Below are 22,698 nucleotides of genomic sequence, written 5' to 3'. Positions count from 1 at the left end.
TGACGGCCCTCAGGCGGACTTGCTCCGGGAGAGACGTATTCCGCGGTTCCCTTCGATGGTCTCGGAAACGTCATAGCGATGGTAGAAGTGGTGTAGCTCGCGCAGGGCGTCCAGAAACCTCCTTACATGTGATTCAATGAGTGGAAAGTCCTTGGTGGCATCCAGCATACCGACCGCGATCTCTACGCCAGCATAGCCCTTGGCCCTGGTGGTGCGCCATCCATCAGGCAGCAGCGAATTCAGGGAGCGCTCGGCTCCAATCGGATCCCGCGTTTCGACGCGCAATTCTGCGGTTCCCATCTTCATTTTCATCAAAAGTGAATCGCCCCTCGCAGGCAACGCATATGGTAGATGAATTATCGAGGAGTCATAGCCAGCCTGTTCGAGCCACGCCATCCTCAGCTGGGGATACTCGTTGGTGGCAATGCCGTGAACGGACTGGTGAAAATGCGTCATTCGGGTGTCGAGGCGTTTCACGTATCCTATACGCGCATCGTCTATCGCCTCGGTCAGCATGTGTACCTTAAAGGCATTGAGGGCGGGGGCGTCCCTGGTGAGCCAATCCCTGGTCCACTCATAGGTGAGAAATCCATCCACGAAGGCCGCTTCATCTACTGTAATGTATGACCGGTAACCCTCCGGGGAAAACTGCGACGTAATAGCGTTCCCACAATTCCCTCTTTTGACCATCTTCCCCTCGTCTGCGATAACGCCCGAGTTGTTCTGGCATCAGAAGGGCACGCACCTTGTTTTCGATAAGGAAACCTACACGCTCTCGCCCGACCTCGACCACAGCCTCGATGTCGGTTTCGCCAAGTAACGTCTTGTGAACGCTCCGCCGGACGCTGATCACCTTTCCGGCGTCACCAAGGCCAAGATGCGCGAACACGTCGAGGACAAATTGCGGCCTGGTGCCTAACAGCTCGCAGAGCAAGAGATCAGTCATGAGCTCTTCGACTCGTCGAAGAGTGCGGCCTTTTTCGTGACGCCTTGTGTCAAATCCATCCCCATTCGGTGGCGCGGCCGACAAGATAGTATCCGATGAACTGATACAAGTTGCCCTTCTGTCGAAAGGTAGCTGTAGGCCGCGTAGCAGCAAGCTGCGAGTGGACGCGACTCATGAACGAATGCGTGTTCAACTCTTGCGGAAGACAAATATGCGTTTGAGAACAACAACGATCCGCGATTGATTATGTTCAAGGCTGGACCGTAGCCCCCATTGTGAAGCCCTATCCGCGTCGACTGTATCCTGTGCATTACTCGAGCACAGATTGATTCCGGACTAAACTTTGCTCAACCAAACAGGTAAATTATACTTTCTAGACGTTTCGGAGAATCACTTTGGCGAGCTATCAGCGAGTAGCCCTTTTCATCTTTTTCGATTCGATAGAAAAGGATCTGGTCACGCACATTCGCTCCGCCTCGGGTCGTATAACAACCGGATTTCTGAGTACGCAAGAACGCGAAAAAGCTACTCAACGTGCTGAGAAGTCTGATGAGCCATATACAACCGCAAAGGACGATTTCGAACTTCTCTATCAGCTCGATCTTGGCGACAAAGTAGCAATTGCTCAACGTCTCAAGCAGCATTTCAGTGATGCACTCCGGAAGCATTTTTCCGCGAAAGCAGCATCGCTAATGGCGGCGGTGCCGGTACGCAACTCAGTAATGCACGGTCGGCCTCTGACTGTTGAAGAACACGCAACGGCGTTTGCGTTGGCCAATGACTTGGTTAAGAGCAATGGTTTTTGGCCTGTTCTTCACAAAGCTCTTGTTGATTATAACACTGATCCAGAAGCTATCACCCGGCGAGCAGTCACCTTTCTTGAACAGCCCACTGAAAGCGGTATTTTCCATAACCTGCCTCTTCCCGACTACGACGATACCGGGTTTGTCCCTAGGCCACAGCTCGAACAAGAACTGAAAAAGAAAATTTTAAGTCGGCATCCAGTCGTTACCGTGTTGGGCGATGGCGGAAATGGTAAAACGGCCCTCACGGTGCAGGCACTTTATAGCTTGGTTAATTCCGGCGATCATGACTTTGACGCGATCGTCTGGGTCTCAGCAAAAACGTCCAAATTAACGGTTGGTGAAATCCAGAGAATTGAACACGCAATAACGACTTCAATGGGCCTCTTTGAAGAGGTAGTAGGCATCTTTGAGGACGATAAATCGAATCCTATGTCCCGTGTTCGGCAGCTTCTAGAGAACAACAAAATACTTCTTGCAATAGACAATCTTGAAACGGTCCTTGACGACACCATTCGGGATTTCGTGTCGGACATCCCCGGCCAGAGTAAGGTTGTGTTGACGTCTCGTATTCCCGTCGGAGGCGATTTGACGGTGGACGTCAAACCGCTGACCGATAACGAGGGAGAGATTTATCTTCGTGCGCTCATAAAATCCTATAGCATAAAAACGCTGTCATCATTGAAACCGGACGAGTTGCGGCATTTTGCTAGCCGTCTGGAGCGAAGGCCACTTCTGTTAAAGTGGTTTTGCATGGGCGTGATTGCTGGGCTGCCTGCCAGCAAAATCGTGAGCAATCCTGAAATGGCGCTTAGGTTTTGTCTCGAAAACGTCTTTGACGCACTGAGTATCGATGCAAGAATGACTTTGTCGCTAATGTCGATCCTGCCACGCGCTGTTTCGTTAGGTGTCTTGCACCATGTCTCGTCTGTTGACGTTCGTAAGTTGGAGGCTGGCGTAGCCGAGCTCTTGAAGTTTTCGATTTTGGAGATCGAGAACCAAAGCGGCTATGAGTTGAACTATCGAATCAAGCCTTTTGCTCGCGCCTACATTGCGCGCATTCTGCGTTTGACGCCTGAAGCCCAGGAGGCTGTGATCCGGAAATTCCGTGGCCTTAGCTTCGCTTATCAAGCAGAACGAGGGGCTGAAGGCCAGGAAAAATACAACTTCAGAAACTTTACGGTTCGCTCCATGTCTCAAGCTCTTGCCGCTGGGAAACTACGCGAGGCTGTTAAACTCGCGTACAACGATGAGTTCCTTCCAGCAAACATGATTATCGAGACGCTCAAAGTCTCCAATCACGATTATTTCGAAGTCTTTCGAGCAGATGCTTTTATTCGATTCCGCCAACATGACTTCGCCGGCGCGACCGACTCATATCGCTCGGCTATCGAGTTATCGCCGGAGACGCCACAGCTGTACTTCTTCTTCGGTGGGTTCTTGCTACGTGGGTACGGAGATTGTCCCGCGGCTATCGGACAGTTGGAAGAAGCCTTGAAAAGAGACCCAGATTCTGTCGATATAAAGCGAGAACTGGCAAGAGCAAAGATGTACGACTTCGATTTCGAAGGGGCTATGGACATCCTTTCGTCGGAGACAGCGGCGCCACTTTCAAACATGCGAACCAAATTGATTTTTGCGGATCTCCAAACACAGAATTTTCAACGCATGATCGCTCATAAGGCTGCCGTTGGCATAGATGCAGACCTTGAAGCTCCTTTTGCAGCTTTCGCAGATTTTCTCTCTTCCCTTGACCCTAGGATAATCGACGCCAAGATGACGGGGCACCTAAGAAAAGCGCGATCATCGGTTGTTCAGGCTCTGCAAACCAAGAATGTCCGTACCGGGAATGAGATTGTCGCCTTGTTGGACAAGCTGATCGGAGAACTAGAAGCTACCGACCACAGGACATCAATATCGGGTCTCATTGGCAGTCTCAAAGAGAAGGGCCGAAAACCTAATTTCGGTTTTCTCGTCGATCCATCTAACCGTGAATATTTCCTTGCGCGTGCAATAGTGTCAGACCTGATTTGGGCCGGGCTACAATCTGGCAAAATGGCAACTTTTGATGTGGATCTCGATAACCAAGGTCGCCAGCGCGCTACAAATGTTCATTTGATTTGAGTGTGACAGTAGCCTCGCCGAGGTCCTCACTCCGCCCCGCCAAAGCAAAGGGATTACCTTAAGACACCTTCAGCGTCTCCCAACCGAGGAAATTCTCGTTGTTGTCGAGCCATTGCTTTCGCGCTTCCCAGTCTGGCAAGACACGACCCACTAGATCCCAGAATCTGGGCTCATGGTTGCGGTACTTTAGATGACACATCTCGTGGACAACGGCATATTCGAGTACGGGGACCGGGGCGAAAACTAGATGCCAGTTCAGGTTGATCCGGCGGTCTTTGCCACAACTGCCCCATAAGTGCTTTTGGTCCTTGATCTGCACGCTACGCGGCTTCAGCCCATGCCGCTCGCCGTGCCGATCGATAAAGGCACGGGCGTCGTCTCGCACGCGGCGTTTCAGCCAGAGACGGAGTGCGCTCTCGATGATGGTGTCGGATGACTCCGGCGACAGGTCGGCGGGCTTGCGTATTTGGAAGCCGTTACGGAAGCTGACCTCGACGAGGGAGCCATCGAAGGGCTCGATGGTGAGCCTCGTCATCCGGCCGCGATAGGGGATCTTGGCACCGGTCACGAACTGGTAGACGCGCGTCTGCGCCCTGGCGCGTTCTGCCATATGTTGCACGGTCTCGATGATCCAGGCGCGCCGGCGGTCCAGCACGGCGCTGATCTGTTCATCGGTGGCTGCTTCAGGCACCAGGAGCTCGAAGGATTTTGGGGTGACGCTTAGGCTCGCCTTGCGCGCCCTCAGCGAGCGCCGCAGGGTGTATTCGATGTCTTGGCTACCTATGCGATAGACGGCCATGTCACTGCCCAGCAAAATGCTTGAGCGCGTAAGCCTCGACCTCTTCCGGGATCTCCCTGAGCTGCGTCAGGCCGGCCAGATGCGCCATAGACCGTACCTGCTGGCGCAGGCTCTTGCGCAGACCATCCTTTTCCCACCAACCGAAAGGCGCGGTGACGGGGTCGGTGTAGAGCCCCTCCAGGCGGAGCGCCAGGGCCTCGCCCTCCGGTCCCGAGGTGAAGCCGTTGAGGATCTGCAGGAGGCCGTAGGCGCCGGAGGAGAGACCCGCTTCGACATGGGCCGCATCCTCGGCAGTGATGTCCTTCGCCAGCTCTTCCGCCGCCTTGAGCTTTTCTGACCAGGAAAGCTGCGCGCTTTCCAGCTTTTCCAGAAGTTGCCGCAGGCGCTCGGAAAACTTGCCATATTGATGCGGGCCGTCGTCGATCCGCTCGGTCACGGTCTTACGCAGCTCCGTTGTTTTGCGGATCGCCGCGGTCATCAGGTCTTCCTCGGTTTTGCCATCAGGATCGAAATCCTCCCAGAACTCCGGATCGGTGATGTGACGCAACTTGACGGTGACGCTCAGACCCGTCGCCTCCAGGTGCTTCTCCAGCATCTCGCGGATCTTTTCGCTGTAGTTCATCTGGTCGAAGGCCTGGCGCTTTTCGAAGTGCTGCGTGCCATAGAGCAGGAAGTTAGCCACCCACTTCAGATCGACGGTGAACTCCAGCACGCTCGGGTCCGGGCTCAGCGTTTCATAAAGCGCGATGAAACTGCGGGCCTTCGCCTTGAAGTCGAACCACTTGTCCTCGGTGCCCAGCAGCTTCACGAAGGCGTCGTATTTCGCCTTTAGCGCATCCTTGTCGCTCGCCTTGCGCTTCAGCGGCTTCATCGGCGCGGCTACGGCGGAATGCGCAGCCCGTAGCTGATTGCGCAGATCGTCCAAGTCGCGCATGGCGTTCTTCACATCATCGGCGCGGTAAGAGGACAGCGCCTCCTCCAGATGGCCGGAGACGCCGATGTAATCGACGATCAGCCCGTTGCGCTTCCTGGCGTCGGAAACGCGGTTGGTGCGGGCAATCGCCTGCAGCAATCCGTGCTCTTTCAGCGGCTTGTCGAGATACATCACGCTTTCGATCGGGCAGTCGAAACCTGTCAGCAGCTTGTCGCAGACGATGAGGAACTGCGGGTCGTCGCCCTTGCGGCCAAAAGCCTTCTTCGCCAGCTTCTCCGCCTCGGGATCGAGATACTGCGCCTTCAGCTCGGTGCGGATCGCCTGTTTGTGCGGATCCTCGCTTGGCTTGCTGTCTTCCTGGTTGATCGAATAGACGCAGGCCGACATGGCATCGGCGCGGGCGAGCGCCTCAGTGGGCTCCATGCCCTCGGCCTTTAGATCCTCGGCAATGACCTTGGTCAGTGCCTGCTTGTAGAGGATCACCGCCTCGCGATCGATGGCGACGATCTGCGCCTTGAAACCATCAGGCCGGGCATACTGCTTGAAATGCGTCCAGATATCATAGGCGATCAGCTCGATGCGGCGCGGATGCTTGACCAGATCCTCGATCTGCAGGCCGCGCTTCTTGATCTCGTTCAGCTTGTCGTCGTCCAGCTCGGAAAACCAGGTGTCGAACAGAATGTCGATCTTCGCCTCGTCAATATGCCAGTCGGTCTTGCGGCCGGTATAGTAGATCGGCACGGTCGCACCATCGGCCACGGCGTCGTCGATGCCGTATTTGTCGAGATAGCCTTCTCCCGGCACGCCAAAATTCTCGTAAGTGTTCTTGTCGTCTTTCTTCACCGGCGTGCCGGTAAAGCCGAAGAAGCGGGCGTTGGGCAGCGTCGCGCGCAGATAGGCGCCGAGATCCTTTTCCTGGGTGCGGTGGGCCTCGTCCACCATCACGATCCAGTTTTCGGAATTGGCCATCGCCTCTTTCGAGCCCTGGAACTTGAAGATGGTGGAAAGCGCCGTGTGCCCGTCCTTACCGCTGCAGATCAGCGCATGCAGGTCCTTGATGCTCTCGATCGTCGTCGGGTTCGGCAGGCCGCAGGCGACGAAGGTTCCGCTGATCTGCGAATGCAGGTCCACGCGGTCGGTCAGCACCAGAATGTTCGGGTTGGTGAGCCGCTCGGATTGGATAGTCCGGTGCGTCTTCAGCTTCAGAGCGGCAAAGACCATGGTCAGCGATTTGCCGCTGCCCTGCGTGTGCCAGATCAGCCCCTGCCGGTGCTTGCCCCCAATGACGCGCTCAACGATGCGATTGACGGCGCGGAACTGCTGGTAGCGGCATATCTTCTTGATCGTGCCCGTCTCGGTCTTTTCGAAGACGACGTAATGCGCGATCAGATCCAGCAGCCGGCTTGGCTCCAGCAGGCACCAGAGGCCCTTGGAGAGTGTATCGGGAAAATCAGCCTCCAGCTTCGGCCAGGGGTCACGCCACTCCGCGAAGTATTTGGAGCCGGCGCCGGTCGCGCCATAGAGCACCAGCGCGCCGTCGGTGACGATGTTGAAGACATTGGAGAAGAACAGGCGCGGAATGTCCCGCTCATATTGCCGGATCTGTTCAAAGGCCTCGCCGGTCTTGTCCTTCACATTCAACGGGCTTTTCGCCTCTATCACAACAAGCGGGATGCCGTTCACATAGACCACGACATCCGGCTTGCGTGTATTCTCAGCCTTCACCCTGAGCTGATGCGTCACGGAAAACAGGTTGTTGCCGGGGTCGAGAAAATCGATCACCCGCAGCGTCTGACGCGTTTCCTGGCCGGTCACCTTGCGGGCATAATCGCCGCGCAGCACCTTCAGCCAGGCCTCGTTGTCGCTGATCGCCGCCAGTTCCCCATAGGCAGCCTCGGCAGAGGCGCGGTCGATCCCATTGATGCGTATCAGCGCGTCGATGAGATGCGGCCGAAAGAGAACCTGGTTTTCGCCCTCGCGTAAACCAGCGTGTTCCGCCTGCGCCACGAAGCCATAACCCATGGCCTGGAGACGCTCGATCGTAGGGCGCTCGGCAAAATGCCATTCGGGGCCGTGGCTCATGGGGCCCTTACTCCGCAGCCATGGGCAGGGCGTCGGTGACGCGCTTGCGGCCGGTGAGGAGGTCGGACATCAGGGCGGCTTTGAACCCAATCTGCTGTTGCAGCGTTTGCTCAAGCACAGCCTCGGTGTTCGCAAATTCCTGAATATGCGCTACGATCTCATGTTGTTCGCTTAGCGGTGGCAGCGGCAATTTCATCTGCTTCATTGCCCCCACATTGAAGTGCTTCTGCGCCAAGCCCCCTTCTGCTTTCAGGACTTGGGTTTTCCCGCTTGCACTGTTGATGAAAGTTGAAAGAAAGTAGGGGGCGACCAGTTCGATCTTCGGTCGCGCGAAGATGATATCGATGCAGTTGGCTCCATCATATTTCGGCGGCACCACACAAGAGGTTCCTGGATAACCCGTTCGGACAACAAGAACGTCTCCGGTCCGGAGGACTGATTTCCGGTTTACGCGATTGCCCTCGTCACTGATGTAAACCCAGTCTGCATCCTCCACGAAGCCTTCACGGACATTGGCAGAACGGAAGCAGCGAACCCCGCTCTCGACATAATATTGAGACGGCTTGATAACGATCCCGACACTGACTTGTGTGCAGACACTGTCGGCGCTGGTTAGCGGCCACTCCTCCGGGATCTCCCCGATTTCAGTTTGCTTAAAGCGTGTGTGGCCGATGCCTTTGGTGAGTAGGCGTTCCAACACGGCCTGCTTGACCTTTCTGCTCTGCACAATCACAGCCCGCGTTGCCGCAATGGCCTCATCAACGCTGGACAGGATTTCGGCGATCTGACGCTGTTCGTGGAGCGGCGGGAGCGGGAACTCAAAGTCGAGCCAGTCGGTCGCGCGAAAGACCATCTTTTCGATAACAACGCCCACGCTGGCCAATTCGCAAGACTTATGGAAAGCGTTCGCATGCGACAAATACCACAAGTATTTGGGATCAAGCTCTTTCTGGATTTCGAAAGCATAGTAGCTGCCGGATGCAAGAGCTTTGTCCAACTCACATGGCACAAGCCCGTAAGAGCGATGCAAAATCTGGACTTTGGACATCAGCCAATCGCCAGCACGAATCAAAAATTGCGCCTTGGTCTTGATTGATGCTCCCAATTGTCTTTCGCGGATGTCTATCCCGCCGTGTCCTCGTCGGATTACGGGTTGCACATACTCGACATGATCCTGGACTTCGATTGGTCGTCGCTTGATTTGAAGGACGTCACCGAAACGAGAAAATCGCCAATCGGATGGCAATTCGCTCAACCATTGATTTTTCAACCCCTCGATGACTTCCGCACTAAGCGACATAACCAAGCTCCCGCAGAAAGCTCATCATCCGCGCTTCCGCTGTATCCCGCTCAGCCTGAAGCTCGATCAGTTTCTCCACCTCCACGGCGACATCCACTTCTACCGTCTCGTTGCCCAGATGCACATAGCGGCTTATATTAAGGTTGAAATCATTCGCCTCGATCTCGCTTGATGGCACCACCCGCGCCAGCCGCTCGGCATCGGCAAAATCCCCAAAGGCTTTTGCCAGCGCGGAGACATTGGCTTCCGACAGATGGTTCTGGTTCTTGCCATCCACTACCTGTTCGGCGCCGTTGATGATCAAGATCTGGCCCTTGTGCCCGAGAGGCTTCTGTTTGCGCAAGATGAGGATACAGGCCGGAATGCCCGCACCGTAAAACAGATTGGGCGCCAGGCCGATCACGGCCTCGATCAAATCATCACGAATCAACCCCTCGCGGATCTTGCCCTCGGCGCCGCCGCGGAACAGCACGCCATGCGGCAGCACTACGCCGCAGACACCGTCTTCCTTCAGGCTCGCCACCATATGCTGCACGAAAGCGAGATCGCCATATGATTTCGGCGGGCAGCCATAGCGGTCGCGGCCATAGGCATCGCCCTTCGACCAGACATCATGGCCCCAGCTTTTCAGCGAAAAGGGCGGGTTGGCCAGCACGCGGTCGAAGGTGCGGATGGCCTTAACGCTATCGCCCGTCAGATGTTTCGGCTCCAGCAGCGTATCGCCGCGCGCCACAGCAGCGTCGTCGATATCATGCAGGAACAGGTTCATCTGGCAGATGGCCCAGGTGTTGAGGTTTCGCTCCTGGCCGAACAGCGACAGGCTTCTGGGGTTCTTTCCCTGCCGTTCCAGATGATGCACCGCCTCCAGAAGCATGCCGCCCGAGCCGCAGGTGGGGTCATAGATGGACATGCCTTCTTCCGGCTTCAGGCATTCGACGATCAGCCGAACGACCATCTTTGGAGTATAGAACTCGCCCCCCTTCTTGCCGGCATCATCGGCAAACTGCGCAATCAGATATTCATAGGCCTGGCCCAGAACATCCGGCTCGACATCGGAGTTTCTCAGGCGGTAGGTTTCGAAATGCTGCAGCAGCTTTTCCAGCATAGCATCCGGAAAACGCTCCTTGTTGTTGAAATCGACATCCTGGAAGACGCCGCGCAGCTTCATGTTCGCGTCTTCAATGGCGCGGAAGGCGGCGTTCAGATGCGTGCCGATGTCGGTTGTATGCTTGCGCACATCCTTCCAGAAATGACCTTTTGGAATATCGAAACGGTGCTCATCCGGATCGGCGGCGAGCTCAGCATCGTGATAGCGCGCCAGCCGCTCGTCATACTCTTGCTCCCAGACATCGGAGAGGCGCTTGAAGAACAGAAGACCGAAAATGTAGTGCTTGTAATCCCCGGAATCGATCGATCCGCGCAGAATGTCTGCCGCCCGCCAGAGATGGTTTTCCAGCTGCGACAATTTAAGAGTTGTCACCTTATGCTATCCCCATGTGATTTGCGGCCGATCCTATCAGATCGATATGCTCTGGCAATTTATCTGGACAACGCCGAACGGGCGAATAAAACTTTCTATGCAATTTATGAGCCTATTCGGAGTTAGTATTGAGCGATATAAAGCTGTTTCATTTCGATGGGCACCAGGTGACAGAACTCGCCGGAGCGGCCGTGCAGGTCGAGAAGTCGCTTCAAAACCTGTTCGAGGCAAATCTGGAAGCGCTGCTCGGGATCCGCTTTCTGGCCAGTGAGCATTCAACTGGTCCGGTGCATGGCGGTAGGATCGATACGCTCGGTCTAGATGAGGATAACTCGCCAGTCATTATCGAGTACAAGCGCTCAGTAAACGAGAATGTAATCAACCAGGGCCTCTTCTACCTCGACTGGCTGCTCGATCATCGAAAGGAGTTCCAATGGCTTGTGATGGAACGCCTCGGGCCCGGGGCCGCGAAGACAGTGGACTGGACCGCGCCTCGGTTGCTCTGCATCGCCGGTGATTTCACCCGATATGACGAACATGCCGTTAAGCAGATCGTACGCAACATCGAGCTCATTCGTTATCGCCGTTTCGGTGAAAATCTCCTGATGATGGAACTTGTTCACGCGCCCAAGACAGCACGTCTTGGTGCCACTAAGATGTCGACGGAGCCGAAACCTGTTAGCGGTGCGAATCAACCTGCCGAGATTAGCCAGGATAACGACCCCTATCTGAGCCAACGGATGAGCTACCGGCTCTCTCAGTCACCGTCGGATCTGCGCGACATATACGACGTGGTCTACCAGTTCCTTATTGGCCTTGGGGACGACGTTCAGGTCAAGGAACTCAAGCTCTACACCGCATTTAAGCGGCTGAAAAATTTCGTGTGCATGGAAATCTATCCGCAGGCGCGAACGGTGACACTTTTCCTCAAGTTGAACCCCGGAGTAATGGACCTGGAAGAGGGCTTCACCCGTGATGTTCGTAACGTCGGGCATTTCGGCACCGGCGATCTGCAGGTGACGGTCAAATCGATGGCGGATTTCGAGAGAGCGCAATCCCTCCTCCGACAGGCTTACGAAGGGGGATAAGCATCCCGTCACCTCCGTCGTCGAGCGGCTAGCGCATATCAACGTTAAACCGTGGCCGGATCTCTACCCGCGGCGGGCATGACCGGACGCATCGATTTCCTCCGATTGAGGCTGCAGCGAATGTGACGGTAATCCTCCACAGCGAGGGTTTTTTCCTGGATCAGCAAGGCCGATCGGATTTTGGCGCGATCTTCAACAATCGTTGGGCGGCCTCTGCGCGAAGCGAACGTCCGGCGAGCGATCTTCACAGCCTTCGACTTTATCGGCGTAACCACAGGTCGGGCCGTTAGCGATGAGCGCGAGGACATCGTCGGCCGTCTGCCCGACCTTCTCGAAGGCTGGCATTTATCGTATCGGCTTAAAACGCTTTTGCGATCGTGCCTTCGGTACGATCGGCGTGTCTTGCCACCGGTCCGAAGCGGCAGACTGAATGGGCTCGACAGCAGACGAACCAGCGCGGCTCCAGCCGATCTGTCCCGGCCCTTGCCTGCATCGGCGAACCAACCGGACGCGGTTGGCGTCACTGCGGGGAGTTCGCGTCATCGCAGCGCTGCGTTCTCGCCCCGTCCTTGAGCCTACTCCTTCAAGAAATTTGCTCTATACCCCGCGAAACGATATCACTGCTGACTAGTCTTCCTCCTCGACGTCTGCAGCTTATCGACGATCAACGAGCTGTCCGTCGCGGCGCCATTTTTGGCGTTCTTCCGCGGATGCGGCCGACGTGGCAACTTATTGAAAGTATAATTAACACGCAATTAAACAGAAGCAAAATCGTCACTCACTTCCGTCATGCCTGCGAATTTCCCGGGGACATCCTAACCATCGATAATGACCGGTTATCGATAGTAGTTGATTTCAGGGCCCAACAACGCAAGTTACTAGAGGCTTTCGCGAGCCAAGAACCTCAGCACTGTGCCAGCGTTGTACCGCCCGACGGGCCCCTTAAGTTCCGAGAGCGTTGCCCTATAGGTGTGCAACGCTCTCGTTTTTCTATTCAAGACGCCACTACTGAGCGCAGCAGCCAGTCATTGTGCATCACCAAGGCGATGTGAGGACGCTGGTATCGCATCAAGGTCCCGCTCTAGCTGTTCGTCGATGCGGGGCACCTCTATAATCACGCCCGATGATCAGCGCTGGCTGATTGCCCGGCTGAATAGACGCGCCTGCCGACCGGCGAAAGCGCGGGGATCTACGGGTTTGTCACCATCGAGAATTCGGGCCTCATCCAGTAAGAGGCGAACGGCGTCCTCTCGGAACGCGTGATCAGCGACTGAGGCAATATTCTGCACAAGTTCACTCTGCGCGTTTATCTCGAGAATCGGTTTCGACGCGGCCTGCAGCCGCCCGGCCCCCTGAAGTATCTTTTCCAACTGTCGGTCCAGCCCATCATCCGGCGCGACCAAGCAAACCGAACTTTCGGTTAGCCGTTGAGAAACACGCACGTCGGCCACTTCCTCGCCAAGCACTCCACGAGCGAACTCGATGAACGCGGTCACATCCGATGATATCGAAGGCTTCTTGTCATCGGAATCCATATTACTCGGTATCGCATCTAGATCGGATTGACCCTGCCTAACTGATCTGAACGGCTTTCCATCGAAGTCACGAGCATTGGTCGGCCAGAAGCTGTCGACCTGGTCCGTGAGCAGAAGAACTTCAATGCCTTTGGCGCGGAAACCTTCGAGATGCGGAGAAGAGTTGAGTTGTTCGATACTGGAGCCGGTTATATAATAGATTGCCGACTGCCCTTCCTTCATCGCGCCAACGTACTCGGCAAGGGTCCGGATCGCTTCGTTGGACGCGGTCGTGCGGAATCGCGCCAGTTTCAGTAGCTGTTCTCGGCGTTCGTAATCCTCGTAGATGCCTTCCTTGACGATCGTGCCGAACAGATCCCAGAATTTCGTAAAGGTTTCGGGTTGCCCTTCCGCCATCTTTTCGAGCGCCGAAAGTATACGGCTGGCTACACCCTTACGGATCGACGAAAGAACCGGGCTCTCCTGGATCATCTCGCGCGAGATGTTCAGCGGCAGGTCCGGCGTATCGACGACACCGCGTACGAATCTCAGATAGCGCGGTAGCAATTCGGCGTCGTCGGTGATGAAGACGCGCTTAACGTAGAGCTTCATACGACCCTGTCGGTCCGGATCAAACAGATCGAAGGGCTGAGAACCAGGAATGAACGCGAGCGTCGTGTATTCGTGGCGACCCTCGGCGTGAAAGTGAACGTTGGTCAATGGCTCGTCGTACTGACCGGAGACATTATGATAGAAATCGTCATAATCCTGTTTCGAAACCTCGCCCTTCGGCTTCGTCCAGAGTGCGGCGCCGTCTGTAATTTGAGTCGGCTCGGCGCCGAGCTTCTCGATCAGCTTGATCGGCACGGGCACATGCCCGGACTGATCGCGAATGATCTTTTCCACGGCCCACTTGGTCGTGTACTTCTTGGCGTCCTCCAAAAGATGCAGGACGACGCGAGTTCCTCTAGTCGGAGCATCTGCGAGATCGATAGCCACCACGTCGTAGCTTCCCTTGCCATCTGAAGACCACTTCCAGGCATCCTCGCTTCCGGCCAGCCGGGAGATCACGTCGACCTTGCCTGCGACCATGAAGGATGAATAGAAGCCGACGCCGAACTGGCCGATCAGCTCAGCTCTCTCGCCGCCCTTTGCGGCCTCGATACGCTCCATGAAAGCCCTTGTGCCTGATCGAGCGATCGTACCGAGCGCGTCGATCAGATCGTCATGGCTCATGCCAATTCCGTTGTCCTCGACGACGAGGAGGGGCGCCTCTTCGTCGAGCGTCACCAGAATCTGAGGGTTCCATCCGCTGCCTGCGAGTTCCGGCCGGGCGATCGCCTCATAACGGAGTTTTTCGCAAGCATCGGCTGCGTTGGAAATCAGCTCTCTGAGAAAGACATCTTTATCCGAGTAGACCGAATGCACCATCATGTGCAACAGTCGGCTGACGTCGGCTTCGAATGCATGCTGTACTGGCTGTCTCTGTGTTGTTGTCATCGGCAATCCCCACTGCAAATAATCCGCGCGTGAGATGGATTTTTCGATGAGAATTTTCAAGCCCTCGCACGACGATACATATGGCGCTTCCTGGAGCATGTAGGCTTATGCAGGTTGCTGTCGGCTTCAAACGTCAGTACGGGCCGGGGAGCTCACACCAACGTGTTGTGCGAGAAAAAATCGGCGATGCGGAGCATGACTGTCAGCTCACTATCGGTCTAGCGGCCGATTCAGAAACCTTTTCTTGGTGTACCGCTGCAGTCGAGGAGCTCACATCGCGACGTTTCTACCTCATGTTTAATCTTCGATTAGTGCCGCCAAAATAAGTGGTTTTGGTTATGGCCGCGAGCCGGTGCCCGCAGCCTGGCTTTACTCTGGGCGAGCATCATGATCGAGAGCACTGAGCCACACGGTCACGGCGGCCGCACCGGCGTCCGGGCTTCCAATCGCTCGCGTGCCTAGGTAGCTGGCTCGGCCTAGTTTTGGATGCATCGAGCTCGTCATCTCAGTCCCCTTTCTCGCTGCATTGATTGCGTCCCGCAAGGCGATCTCAGGCGGCTTCCCACCGGCGATTGCATCGTGTAACGCGCGGGCGGCTGGCTCCAAAGCATCAATCATCGTACGATCGCCCGGCTTTGCGCCACCTAGGTCCATGATCGCTTGAACCGCATCCGAAAACGCGGCGGCTATGTCACTGGCGGAGGGAGACGGGTGCTCGGATAGCCGGCGTCCCGCTCGCAGGAATGCAGTTGCGTAGAACGGTCCAGAGCTTCCAGCAATCGCCCTCCTGATCCGATCTCCAGCCATTATGAGAGCGTTACCCGGCGTGACAAATGCGGCCTCAGGAAGCGAGAGAAGCACTTCCGCGCCTCGCCGCATACTGGCACCGAGGTCGCCGTCTCCCGAGATACCATCAAGACGCGCTAGCTCGCCCTCTGCAAGAATGAGAGCCTTGGCTGCGCGCTCAAAGAGGTGCCGCAACTTCTCCCCACTCTCGCCAATGGAGACCGCGTCTTCCTCTGCAGGCGCCGCGTGGGGCGCAGGGTTGGCCGTTAATGTTTTTCCGCCAATCACGCCACCGCCCGGCCAGGCGAGTGCTGTCGTCGGTTGGTCGAGAAGCTCTAAGTGATTTGACGATACCGGCAAAACAGACAGAGAGAACCCCGGCATGTCGAGCGCCGATAGAAAGGTACCGGCCCAGGCCCGAACGACCTCAACGCCTTCACGTGACAGACGGTGCAGTGCCGAGCGCGCCAAGATCGCAAGTTCAAGAGGTGGAGTTGCGCCGAGGCCGTTGACGAGGAGGGCGATGCGATCGCCTTTCTTCATCCTTCCATCTGCGAGGAGAGCGTCGAGGATCATCTCTACAAGATCATCGGCCGGAACAAGCTGCATTTTGCGGATGCCGTGCTCACCATGGATACCAAGACCGATTTCGATTTCGTCGACGCCAAGTTCGAAATTTGGTCTGCCTACAGATGGAAGTGTGCATGGACCAAGGGACACACCCATACTTCCGACAGACGCAGCCGCCTCCCTGGCGATGGCCGCCACCTCTTCAAGAGACAGCCCCTTCGCGGCCGCTGCGCCCGCTATCTTATGCACCAGAATAGTACCTGCGATGCCGCGGCGCCGATCTGCTGAAACGGTTTCCCGAAGCGCAACATCGTCCGCAACGACAACGATCTCGACAGGATATCCTTCCGCTCGGGCCATTTCGGCAGCCAGGCCGAAATTCAGTCGATCCCCGGTGTAACTCTTGATTATCAACAGGGCACCAGCGGGGCCACTTGCCGCTCGAATACCAGCAAGAACGGCATCAGCGCTCGGAGACGTAAAGACGTCGCCAGCGATTGCTGCGGTCAGCATTCCAGCGCCGACATAGCCTGCATGGGCAGGTTCATGCCCGCTCCCGCCGCCTGAGATCACGGCGACTTTGCGTTGCGAGGGAGCCGGCAGGTCGGCTTCGACAACAACGTTTTCATCACTGAGAAGGCTGGCAGCGGCGCTGAGAAGAACGGTGCCCTCCAACATTTCCCTGACCACGCTGTCGGGATGATTGATAAGTTTTTTCATGAAAACTCCAGGGTTATGTAGTTCTAAGCCTGCGAAACGCCAGAACGCGCGCTGTTGCTCGTGAAGTTTGCTGCAGCTGCGGGAAGTCGCTCGCCAGGCGCGTGCAGGCGCTCTTCAACATACCGGGCGAGGACAGACGCCGGCCACGCCAGTGCGAAGTAGAGCGCTGCCGTGAGGGCGAACACATGCAGGGGCAAGAAGCTTTCCGCCATGAGTTCCCGAGACGCCAGCGTTAGCTCGGGCACCGCGATGAGGGCACATATCGAACTGTCCTTCAAGAGCGAAACCAGGTTGACAAGCAGCGGCGAGATGGTGTGTTTGATGGCCTGCGGCAGGAGTATGAGCCTGAAAGTCTGGATCGGGGTTAAGCCACTCGCGACGGCCGCTTCTCGGTGTCCCGGCGGTATCGCACCTAGCCCCGCCCTGAACACCTCCGCCAAATATGCAGCGTAGACAAGCGCCAGTCCGGTGGCACCACCGACAAATGACGGAAGTATGATACCGACACCCGGGAGAGCAAAATACAAAAGATACAGGATGACAAGGATCGGCACGCCGCGGGCTACAGTGATGTAGAGGTTGGCAATGATGCGGATAGGGCCATGGGGACGAGATCGGAAGTATTCGACGGCCAGGCCAAGAACAAAAGCCGCGCTAAACCCGGCGAGTGTGAGAATGAGGGTCAGCCGTAGTCCGGCTAGAAGTCTTGGACCCCAATCCGTTAGATTGTCGGCTATAGTATCCAGAAACATCAACGTAACTCCAGGCATCTCTCGACCAGCAGGACCGTCTGCGCCACGGCGGTCGTCAAAACGAGGTAGACGACAGCCGCACAGCCATAAATGAGGGCGGTTTGGAATGTCTCATTCACGAGTTGGCGGGCGTTGAACATCACCTCGGGCGCGGCGATAGCGGCGACCAGTGATGTGTCCTTGATCAAGGATATCGCGTAATTGCCGATCGATGGCAGTGCCAGCCGCAGCCCCTGGGGCAGGACGATCAACCGAAAGGCCATCACCGGAGACAAACCTACAGAGGCAGCGGCTTCGCACTGGCCGTCGGGAACAGAGCGGAAGCCTGAGCGAAAGATGTCGACACAGACGGCTCCGCCGATCAGCCCCAGGCCAGCGAGCGCCGCCGCCGTCGACGACAATTTGACGCCGACCGCAGCCAAGCCGAAATAGAGGAGGAACAGGAACGTCAGGCTCGGGACGTTACGAAGCGCTTCGACGTAGAGCCGGATCAATCCGTGCGCGAACCGGTTACGCGTCAGGAAAAGAATCGCTGCGAGTGCCAGACCAAGGGCCATCGCGATGGCTAACGAGCCAGCAGCAACCTTGACGGTCACCAAAGCTCCAGCCAGTAGAGCCTGACTGAGCAGGGCTGGAAATGTCTCACCCATGAGCGTTTTCCCCAAGCGTCAAGCTGGCGAGGAATTGTCTCAGGCGCGGAGAGGTCGGATGATCGAGAACTGTGTTCGCATCTCCTTCCTCGATGATCCTGCCGCCGTCCATAAAGATGATGCGGTCCGCCACTTCGCGCGCGAATGCAATCTCGTGGGTTACGAGGACCATCGCCCGGCCCTCTGCCGCCAGCTCCTTGATGACGTTGAGGACCTCACCGACTAGTTCGGGATCGAGCGCAGAGGTCGGCTCATCGAAAAGAAGGACCTTCGGCTGTTGGGCAAGCGCGCGCGCTATCGCCACGCGTTGTTGCTGGCCTCCGGACAGGCGTTGAGGCGCTTCATCGGCTTTATGGGCGAGATGAACCTTGGAGAGCAGCGTCAGCGCAAGCTTGTTCGCATCAGCATCGTTCAGACCACGAACTTTGCGCGGCTGCAGGGCGACATTGTCTCGGACGGTCAGATGCGGCCACAGATGGAAATGCTGGAAGACCATGCCAAATTCGGCACGCTGCGGTGCCATCTCACGATCGCTCATCTGTTTGCCGTCACTGCGTCGGCCGATGACTTTCCCGTCGAGACGGATCTCGCCTTCGCTGGGCGGTTCGAGATAGTTTATCGCACGTAGGCATGTCGACTTGCCCGAGCCGCTCGGGCCGATCAGGGCGAGACGCTCCCCGCGGCGCAAGCTGAAGGAAACGCTGTCGAGGACCTTGAGGCTTCCGAAGGATTTGCTCAGGTTTTCGACTTCAAGAAGAATATCGTTTGACATTTTCGGCCTCGCTCTCGATGGAGGTGGCGGCCGGTTGCCCGGCCGCTATGGTGTCACTTCATGCAGGTTGGTGGCGTCCAGTCAGCAGGGCGATCGACACCGGCGCGAAAGTTGTCGCTGCCGGGTGTGAAGTTGGCCTGGCTGGTGTTGCCGTAACGTGCGCCGATTTTCTTCACCTCACACGATGTCCATAGCGCTCGGATCTGTGCGCTTAGATCAGCGGAGAGATCGGCGTTCTCTTTCGAGAGACCAAACACGTATTGTCGGCCGAGATTGGTGAGAAGCGGAAAGTCGGGACTGTTGTCTGTGAAGGCGAGATTGACGAGGTCCCAATCCGGGTTTTTCGAAATCGCGTAGTCGATGACGGGCGGGTCGCCCACCAATGCATCGATCCGGCCGGCCAGGAGGTCGCGCAGTGCAGCGTCCGTGCTGTCGTAAAGGGAGAGCTCCAAGCCGGGAATTTTGTGCAACTCCGGAAGGAAAGAAAATCCGGTCATCGACCCGACCTTTCGATTTTCCAGGTCTTTAAGGGTGTGCCAGCCCGATTCCCGCTTTGATGTAATCCCGTTTTGAAAATAGCCTGTCGGGTCACTCATCGACAACGTCTCGGCACGCTGCTTGGTCCAGGCGACGTTGCCTCCGATGATATCGACACGGCCAGTCTGTACAGCAGCGATAGCGCCTGACCATTCCATTGGCACCGGTTTGATAGTCAGCCCGAGCTTTTCTGCGGCCTCCTGAAGGATGTCGCCGTCGTACCCCGTCAGCTTGCCGTTGCGGGCGACGAGGCCTGGCATGTCACCAGTGATGGCAACAGAGAGAGTGTTCGGTTCGACGAGATGATATTTCTGGTCCGCTGCATTCGTCACTGCGGGCACGAGGCCAGCCGTCCAAGCGAGAATGCCGGCCAGCAGTTGATGTCTGATGCGATGCATATCTGTTCCCTTTCGTGTTTGTTGTGATGGTCAGTTTCAAGGCGCAGGCACCGCGAAGGGCGCGAAGCGATCCATCGCGAGACCCGATATCGATGTCCGCGTGTCACCGTCGAGACTGAGTTCGGCGAGCACCGCGCCAACCGCAGGTCCAAGCTGAAAGCCGTGACCGGAAAATCCGAAGGCATGAAAAAGGCCTTCAACAGTGGGGCTTGCCCCGAGAACTGGCAGGCCATCGGGCATTCGGCCCTCGATCCCCGTCCAACTGCGCAGCAGTAGGACGTTTCTGAGATGTGGGACCATTTCGACAGCAGCAGCAGCCGCTTCGAGGGTGACCTCTGCCAATGGTCGCGCGCGCAGAGCCTGTGCGTCGGCGACGCCGAGCCCAGCGCCGAAAATCACGCTGCCGTGGGCTGCCTGGCGAATGTAGATGCTGCCACCGCAGATCCCGAGGTTCGGTCCGATCAACGGTGGAATAGGTTCAGTGACACACATGTTAGGAGCCATCACTGTTTCCTTCACAAGGTCCCCGAACATGGCGGCAACCTCGGCGCCCCATGCGCCCGCGGTATTAATGAGACGGCGCACGGAGATTGCAGGACTACCGTCCGCCGGTCGTATGACGAAACCACTTTCCGCTCGCTCGGCCACGGCAATCTTGCAGTTTTCTCTGATTACGACGCCCAGGGCCCGAGCCGCTTTGGCAAAAGCTGGTGCGACAAGCCGGGGATTGGCCTGGCCATCCTCGCCGCAGTAGGAGCCTCCAGCGTACCTTCCGGACAGGTAAGGAAAACGACGGGTGAGATCCCGAGCTTCCAGAATGTCGGCGTGAATTCCATGTTCTCCAAGCAATGCCTGGTGCGCGATGAGGTCTTCCATATCGACATCAGTGCGAGCTAGTTTGAGGTGACCAGTGGCCGCGAACTCGCAGTCAGTGCCGATCAACTGCTGCAGGCTTCCCCAGATCGTCCGGCTTCGCCGCGACAAGCTGAGTTCTGCCGGATGCCGGCCCTGTTGACGCACACCACCATAATTCACGCCGCTTGCCTGGCCGCCGCAGCGCCCACGCTCGAACAGGATGACCGAGGCTCCTTTGAGACGGGCGTGCAATGCCGTCGAGCAGCCGGCCAGACCGCCGCCGATGATCGCGATGTCGAACGTAGCGCTCATGGCCGGCTCCGTACGAGCTCGGCCAGCGGGATCGGCTTGATCGGCGCCTGACCCCGCATTCGTCCAACCGATTCAATGGTGGTGCCCGAGGCAGCCGCTACAATCTCCGCGGCCGCCGCGCCGCACAGGCGACCTTGGCAGCGTCCCATTCCAACCCGGCAAAACGCCTTTACTCTGTTGATGTCGGCTTCGCCGCACCGTTCGACCGTTTGGCGGATCGCTCCGGCTGACAGTCCTTCGCAGCGACAAACGACGACGTCATCTGGAAGAGCTGCCACCTCCTCGTGGGGGTAAGCGAACGCGTGTTCGAGCGCTTCTCTGAAACGGGCTGCGCTCCTCATTGTACGGCGATCCCGCTCAACCTTCGAGGGTGCGGGCAGGCCAATGTCGTGAAGCAATGCCGAAGCGGCGAGACGGCCGCTGGCCTCGGCGATTTCGCTGCCGCGAACGGACAGTCCGTCACCCGCTAAATAAATATTGGAAGCGGTTGAGCGTCCATCCTGATCGGTTTTCGGCAGCCACTGCCGTTGGACCGCGTCGAAGCTGAATTCGATATCCAGGAGGTCGGCAAGCTGCGTTTCGGACCTCAGTCCGTGACCGAGCGCCACGGCATCGCAGCTTTCGACCTGTTCCATGCCGCGATGCCGGAATGACAGCGCGGTAACGCGGTCGTCAGAATCGCGAATGACTTCCTGCAGCCTCACGCCTGTCAGGATCGGGATGCCTCGCTTTCGCAGTGCAGCCATGTAGAACAGGCCCCTGGCGAAGAGGCGGCCGCCGGAAAGCAACGCCGGCAATCTGGCGATCTGTGCGAACGGGTGCCCCGTTTCCAGGACGGCTGCGACATCGACACCGGCCTCGGCATATTGGTAGGCGACGAGATAGAGCAATGGGCCTGAACCCGCGAAAATGACACGACGGCCGATGACGGCGGCCTCAGCTTTCAAGGCGATTTGAGCACCGCCCAGACTGTAGAGGCCTGCTGCTGTCCAACCTCTGACGGGTGCAATCCTGTCCATCGCCCCAGGCGCGACGATCAGATGCGTCCATGCCTGAACGCTTGAGCCGCTGTCATCAATGAGATGAAGGATTTCATTCCCGGCCGCCCACACCTGCGTCCCAGGCCGGTAGTCGATCTTTGAGCGCAGACTGGCAAAAGTCGCGTTAACGCGTCTGGCTCGCGCTGCATCGAAGCCATAGAGCTTCTCAAGTGGCCGCTGAAGCTGGGCTTGAGGCTTTCGGAAAATCTGGCCGCCTGGCTGGTCCCCCTCGTCTAGGATAGTGGGATGCAGGCCGGCATGTACCAAGATCTCGGCGGCTGCCATGCCGGCGGGGCCAGCTCCGATGATCACTGCCGTCGTGCTCATCAGCAATGCTCCGGGGGAAGGGTCACAAGCGTCATGCCGTCTTCTGCACGCGTCGTGCAGGCCCGCAGCCGTCGTCCATCCTGATGCCACAGCCAGCAATCCTGGCAGGCGCTCATTAGACAAAAACCTGCTCGTTTTTCCGGGGAAAACTCAAACCAGCGTACATGACCGGTCGCCATCCGCAACGTAGTCAAGACGGTCTCTCCCAGTCGCGCCTGGTACGAAATCTCGTCGACGGTGATCCCGATGATCTCGTCATGGGCGACCGCCAACCTTCTGCTCTTGCTTAGGTCTTTATCGAGCATTTCTCCAACCCCTCCCGAGTTTGATATTGACACGCTACACATCCACATTATGGATGTCAATGACGGTTTGAATCCGATTGCTCAAGTTCAATGGAGGGATGTTT

General features: G+C 57.1%; 17 protein-coding genes. 2 read left to right on the top strand and 15 right to left on the bottom strand.

Annotated elements, in window-relative coordinates; genetic code table 11:
• Positions 1-9 precede the first annotated feature (9 nt).
• Together ACODR6_RS11950 and ACODR6_RS11945 are read right to left on the bottom strand one after the other, a co-directional pair.
• Entirely contained in the window at positions 10-597 is a 588-nt protein-coding gene (locus ACODR6_RS11950; protein ID WP_203431445.1) for a hypothetical protein, read from the bottom strand.
• A gap of 10 nt (positions 598-607) precedes the next feature.
• On the bottom strand, positions 608-946 hold the full coding sequence (locus ACODR6_RS11945; protein WP_203431444.1) for a hypothetical protein: 339 nt from the start codon (positions 944-946) through the stop codon (positions 608-610).
• 395 nt (positions 947-1,341) lie between these two features.
• On the opposite strand from ACODR6_RS11945, the gene ACODR6_RS11940 reads away from it, so the two are divergent.
• Positions 1,342-3,873, top strand: a complete 2,532-nt coding sequence (locus ACODR6_RS11940) for an NB-ARC domain-containing protein (protein WP_246777720.1) — start codon at positions 1,342-1,344, stop codon at positions 3,871-3,873.
• 58 nt (positions 3,874-3,931) lie between these two features.
• Here ACODR6_RS11940 and ACODR6_RS11935 read toward each other — a convergent pair whose 3' ends face one another.
• Genes ACODR6_RS11935 through ACODR6_RS11920 form a run of 4 tightly spaced genes read right to left on the bottom strand, consistent with a single transcriptional unit; the run spans position 3,932 to position 10,468 of the window.
• On the bottom strand, positions 3,932-4,672 hold the full coding sequence (locus ACODR6_RS11935) for a M48 family metallopeptidase (protein WP_203431443.1): 741 nt from the start codon (positions 4,670-4,672) through the stop codon (positions 3,932-3,934).
• 1 nt (position 4,673) lies between these two features.
• Positions 4,674-7,688 (bottom strand): type I restriction endonuclease subunit R, encoded by a 3,015-nt coding sequence (locus ACODR6_RS11930; protein ID WP_203431442.1) that lies wholly within the window; start codon positions 7,686-7,688, stop codon positions 4,674-4,676.
• A gap of 7 nt (positions 7,689-7,695) precedes the next feature.
• Positions 7,696-8,988 carry a restriction endonuclease subunit S gene (locus ACODR6_RS11925; protein ID WP_203431441.1) on the bottom strand — a complete coding sequence of 431 codons (1,293 nt, stop codon included), beginning with the start codon at positions 8,986-8,988 and terminating at the stop codon, positions 7,696-7,698.
• Positions 8,978-10,468: a type I restriction-modification system subunit M gene (locus ACODR6_RS11920; RefSeq protein ID WP_203431440.1), complete on the bottom strand. Its 1,491-nt coding sequence runs from the start codon at positions 10,466-10,468 to the stop codon at positions 8,978-8,980. Before ACODR6_RS11920 ends, ACODR6_RS11925 begins: the two co-directional genes overlap by 11 nt.
• 128 nt (positions 10,469-10,596) lie before the next feature.
• On the opposite strand from ACODR6_RS11920, the gene ACODR6_RS11915 reads away from it, so the two are divergent.
• Positions 10,597-11,556: a DUF5655 domain-containing protein gene (locus tag ACODR6_RS11915; RefSeq protein ID WP_203431439.1), complete on the top strand. Its 960-nt coding sequence runs from the start codon at positions 10,597-10,599 to the stop codon at positions 11,554-11,556.
• A gap of 1,127 nt (positions 11,557-12,683) precedes the next feature.
• Here the strand turns inward: ACODR6_RS11915 and htpG are convergent.
• The 9 genes from htpG to ACODR6_RS11870 all read right to left on the bottom strand — a co-directional run bounded on the left by htpG (position 12,684) and on the right by ACODR6_RS11870 (position 22,594).
• Positions 12,684-14,570, bottom strand: coding sequence for a molecular chaperone HtpG (gene htpG / locus ACODR6_RS11910; protein WP_203431605.1), 1,887 nt, complete (start codon positions 14,568-14,570; stop codon positions 12,684-12,686).
• Positions 14,571-14,939: 369 nt separating this feature from the next.
• Positions 14,940-16,646, bottom strand: a complete 1,707-nt coding sequence (locus ACODR6_RS11905; RefSeq protein WP_203431438.1) for a dihydroxyacetone kinase family protein — start codon at positions 16,644-16,646, stop codon at positions 14,940-14,942.
• 23 nt (positions 16,647-16,669) lie between these two features.
• Positions 16,670-17,398 carry an amino acid ABC transporter permease gene (locus tag ACODR6_RS11900; RefSeq protein ID WP_246777719.1) on the bottom strand — a complete coding sequence of 243 codons (729 nt, stop codon included), beginning with the start codon at positions 17,396-17,398 and terminating at the stop codon, positions 16,670-16,672.
• Positions 17,398-18,048 carry an amino acid ABC transporter permease gene (locus ACODR6_RS11895; protein ID WP_203431436.1) on the bottom strand — a complete coding sequence of 217 codons (651 nt, stop codon included), beginning with the start codon at positions 18,046-18,048 and terminating at the stop codon, positions 17,398-17,400. Before ACODR6_RS11895 ends, ACODR6_RS11900 begins: the two co-directional genes overlap by 1 nt.
• On the bottom strand, positions 18,041-18,820 hold the full coding sequence (locus tag ACODR6_RS11890) for an amino acid ABC transporter ATP-binding protein (protein ID WP_203431435.1): 780 nt from the start codon (positions 18,818-18,820) through the stop codon (positions 18,041-18,043). Before ACODR6_RS11890 ends, ACODR6_RS11895 begins: the two co-directional genes overlap by 8 nt.
• Positions 18,821-18,873: 53 nt before the next feature.
• Positions 18,874-19,755 carry a substrate-binding periplasmic protein gene (locus tag ACODR6_RS11885; RefSeq protein WP_203431434.1) on the bottom strand — a complete coding sequence of 294 codons (882 nt, stop codon included), beginning with the start codon at positions 19,753-19,755 and terminating at the stop codon, positions 18,874-18,876.
• 36 nt (positions 19,756-19,791) lie between these two features.
• Positions 19,792-20,922: an NAD(P)/FAD-dependent oxidoreductase gene (locus tag ACODR6_RS11880; protein WP_203431433.1), complete on the bottom strand. Its 1,131-nt coding sequence runs from the start codon at positions 20,920-20,922 to the stop codon at positions 19,792-19,794.
• Positions 20,919-22,289 (bottom strand): FAD/NAD(P)-dependent oxidoreductase, encoded by a 1,371-nt coding sequence (locus ACODR6_RS11875; RefSeq protein WP_203431432.1) that lies wholly within the window; start codon positions 22,287-22,289, stop codon positions 20,919-20,921. Before ACODR6_RS11875 ends, ACODR6_RS11880 begins: the two co-directional genes overlap by 4 nt.
• On the bottom strand, positions 22,289-22,594 hold the full coding sequence (locus ACODR6_RS11870; RefSeq protein ID WP_203431431.1) for a (2Fe-2S)-binding protein: 306 nt from the start codon (positions 22,592-22,594) through the stop codon (positions 22,289-22,291). The genes ACODR6_RS11875 and ACODR6_RS11870 overlap by 1 nt, the downstream gene beginning before the upstream one ends.
• Between the last annotated feature and the right edge of the window lie 104 nt (positions 22,595-22,698).

Source organism: Rhizobium sp. FG96, assembly GCF_057808655.1.
This window is presented reverse-complemented; position numbering and strand designations above follow the sequence as displayed.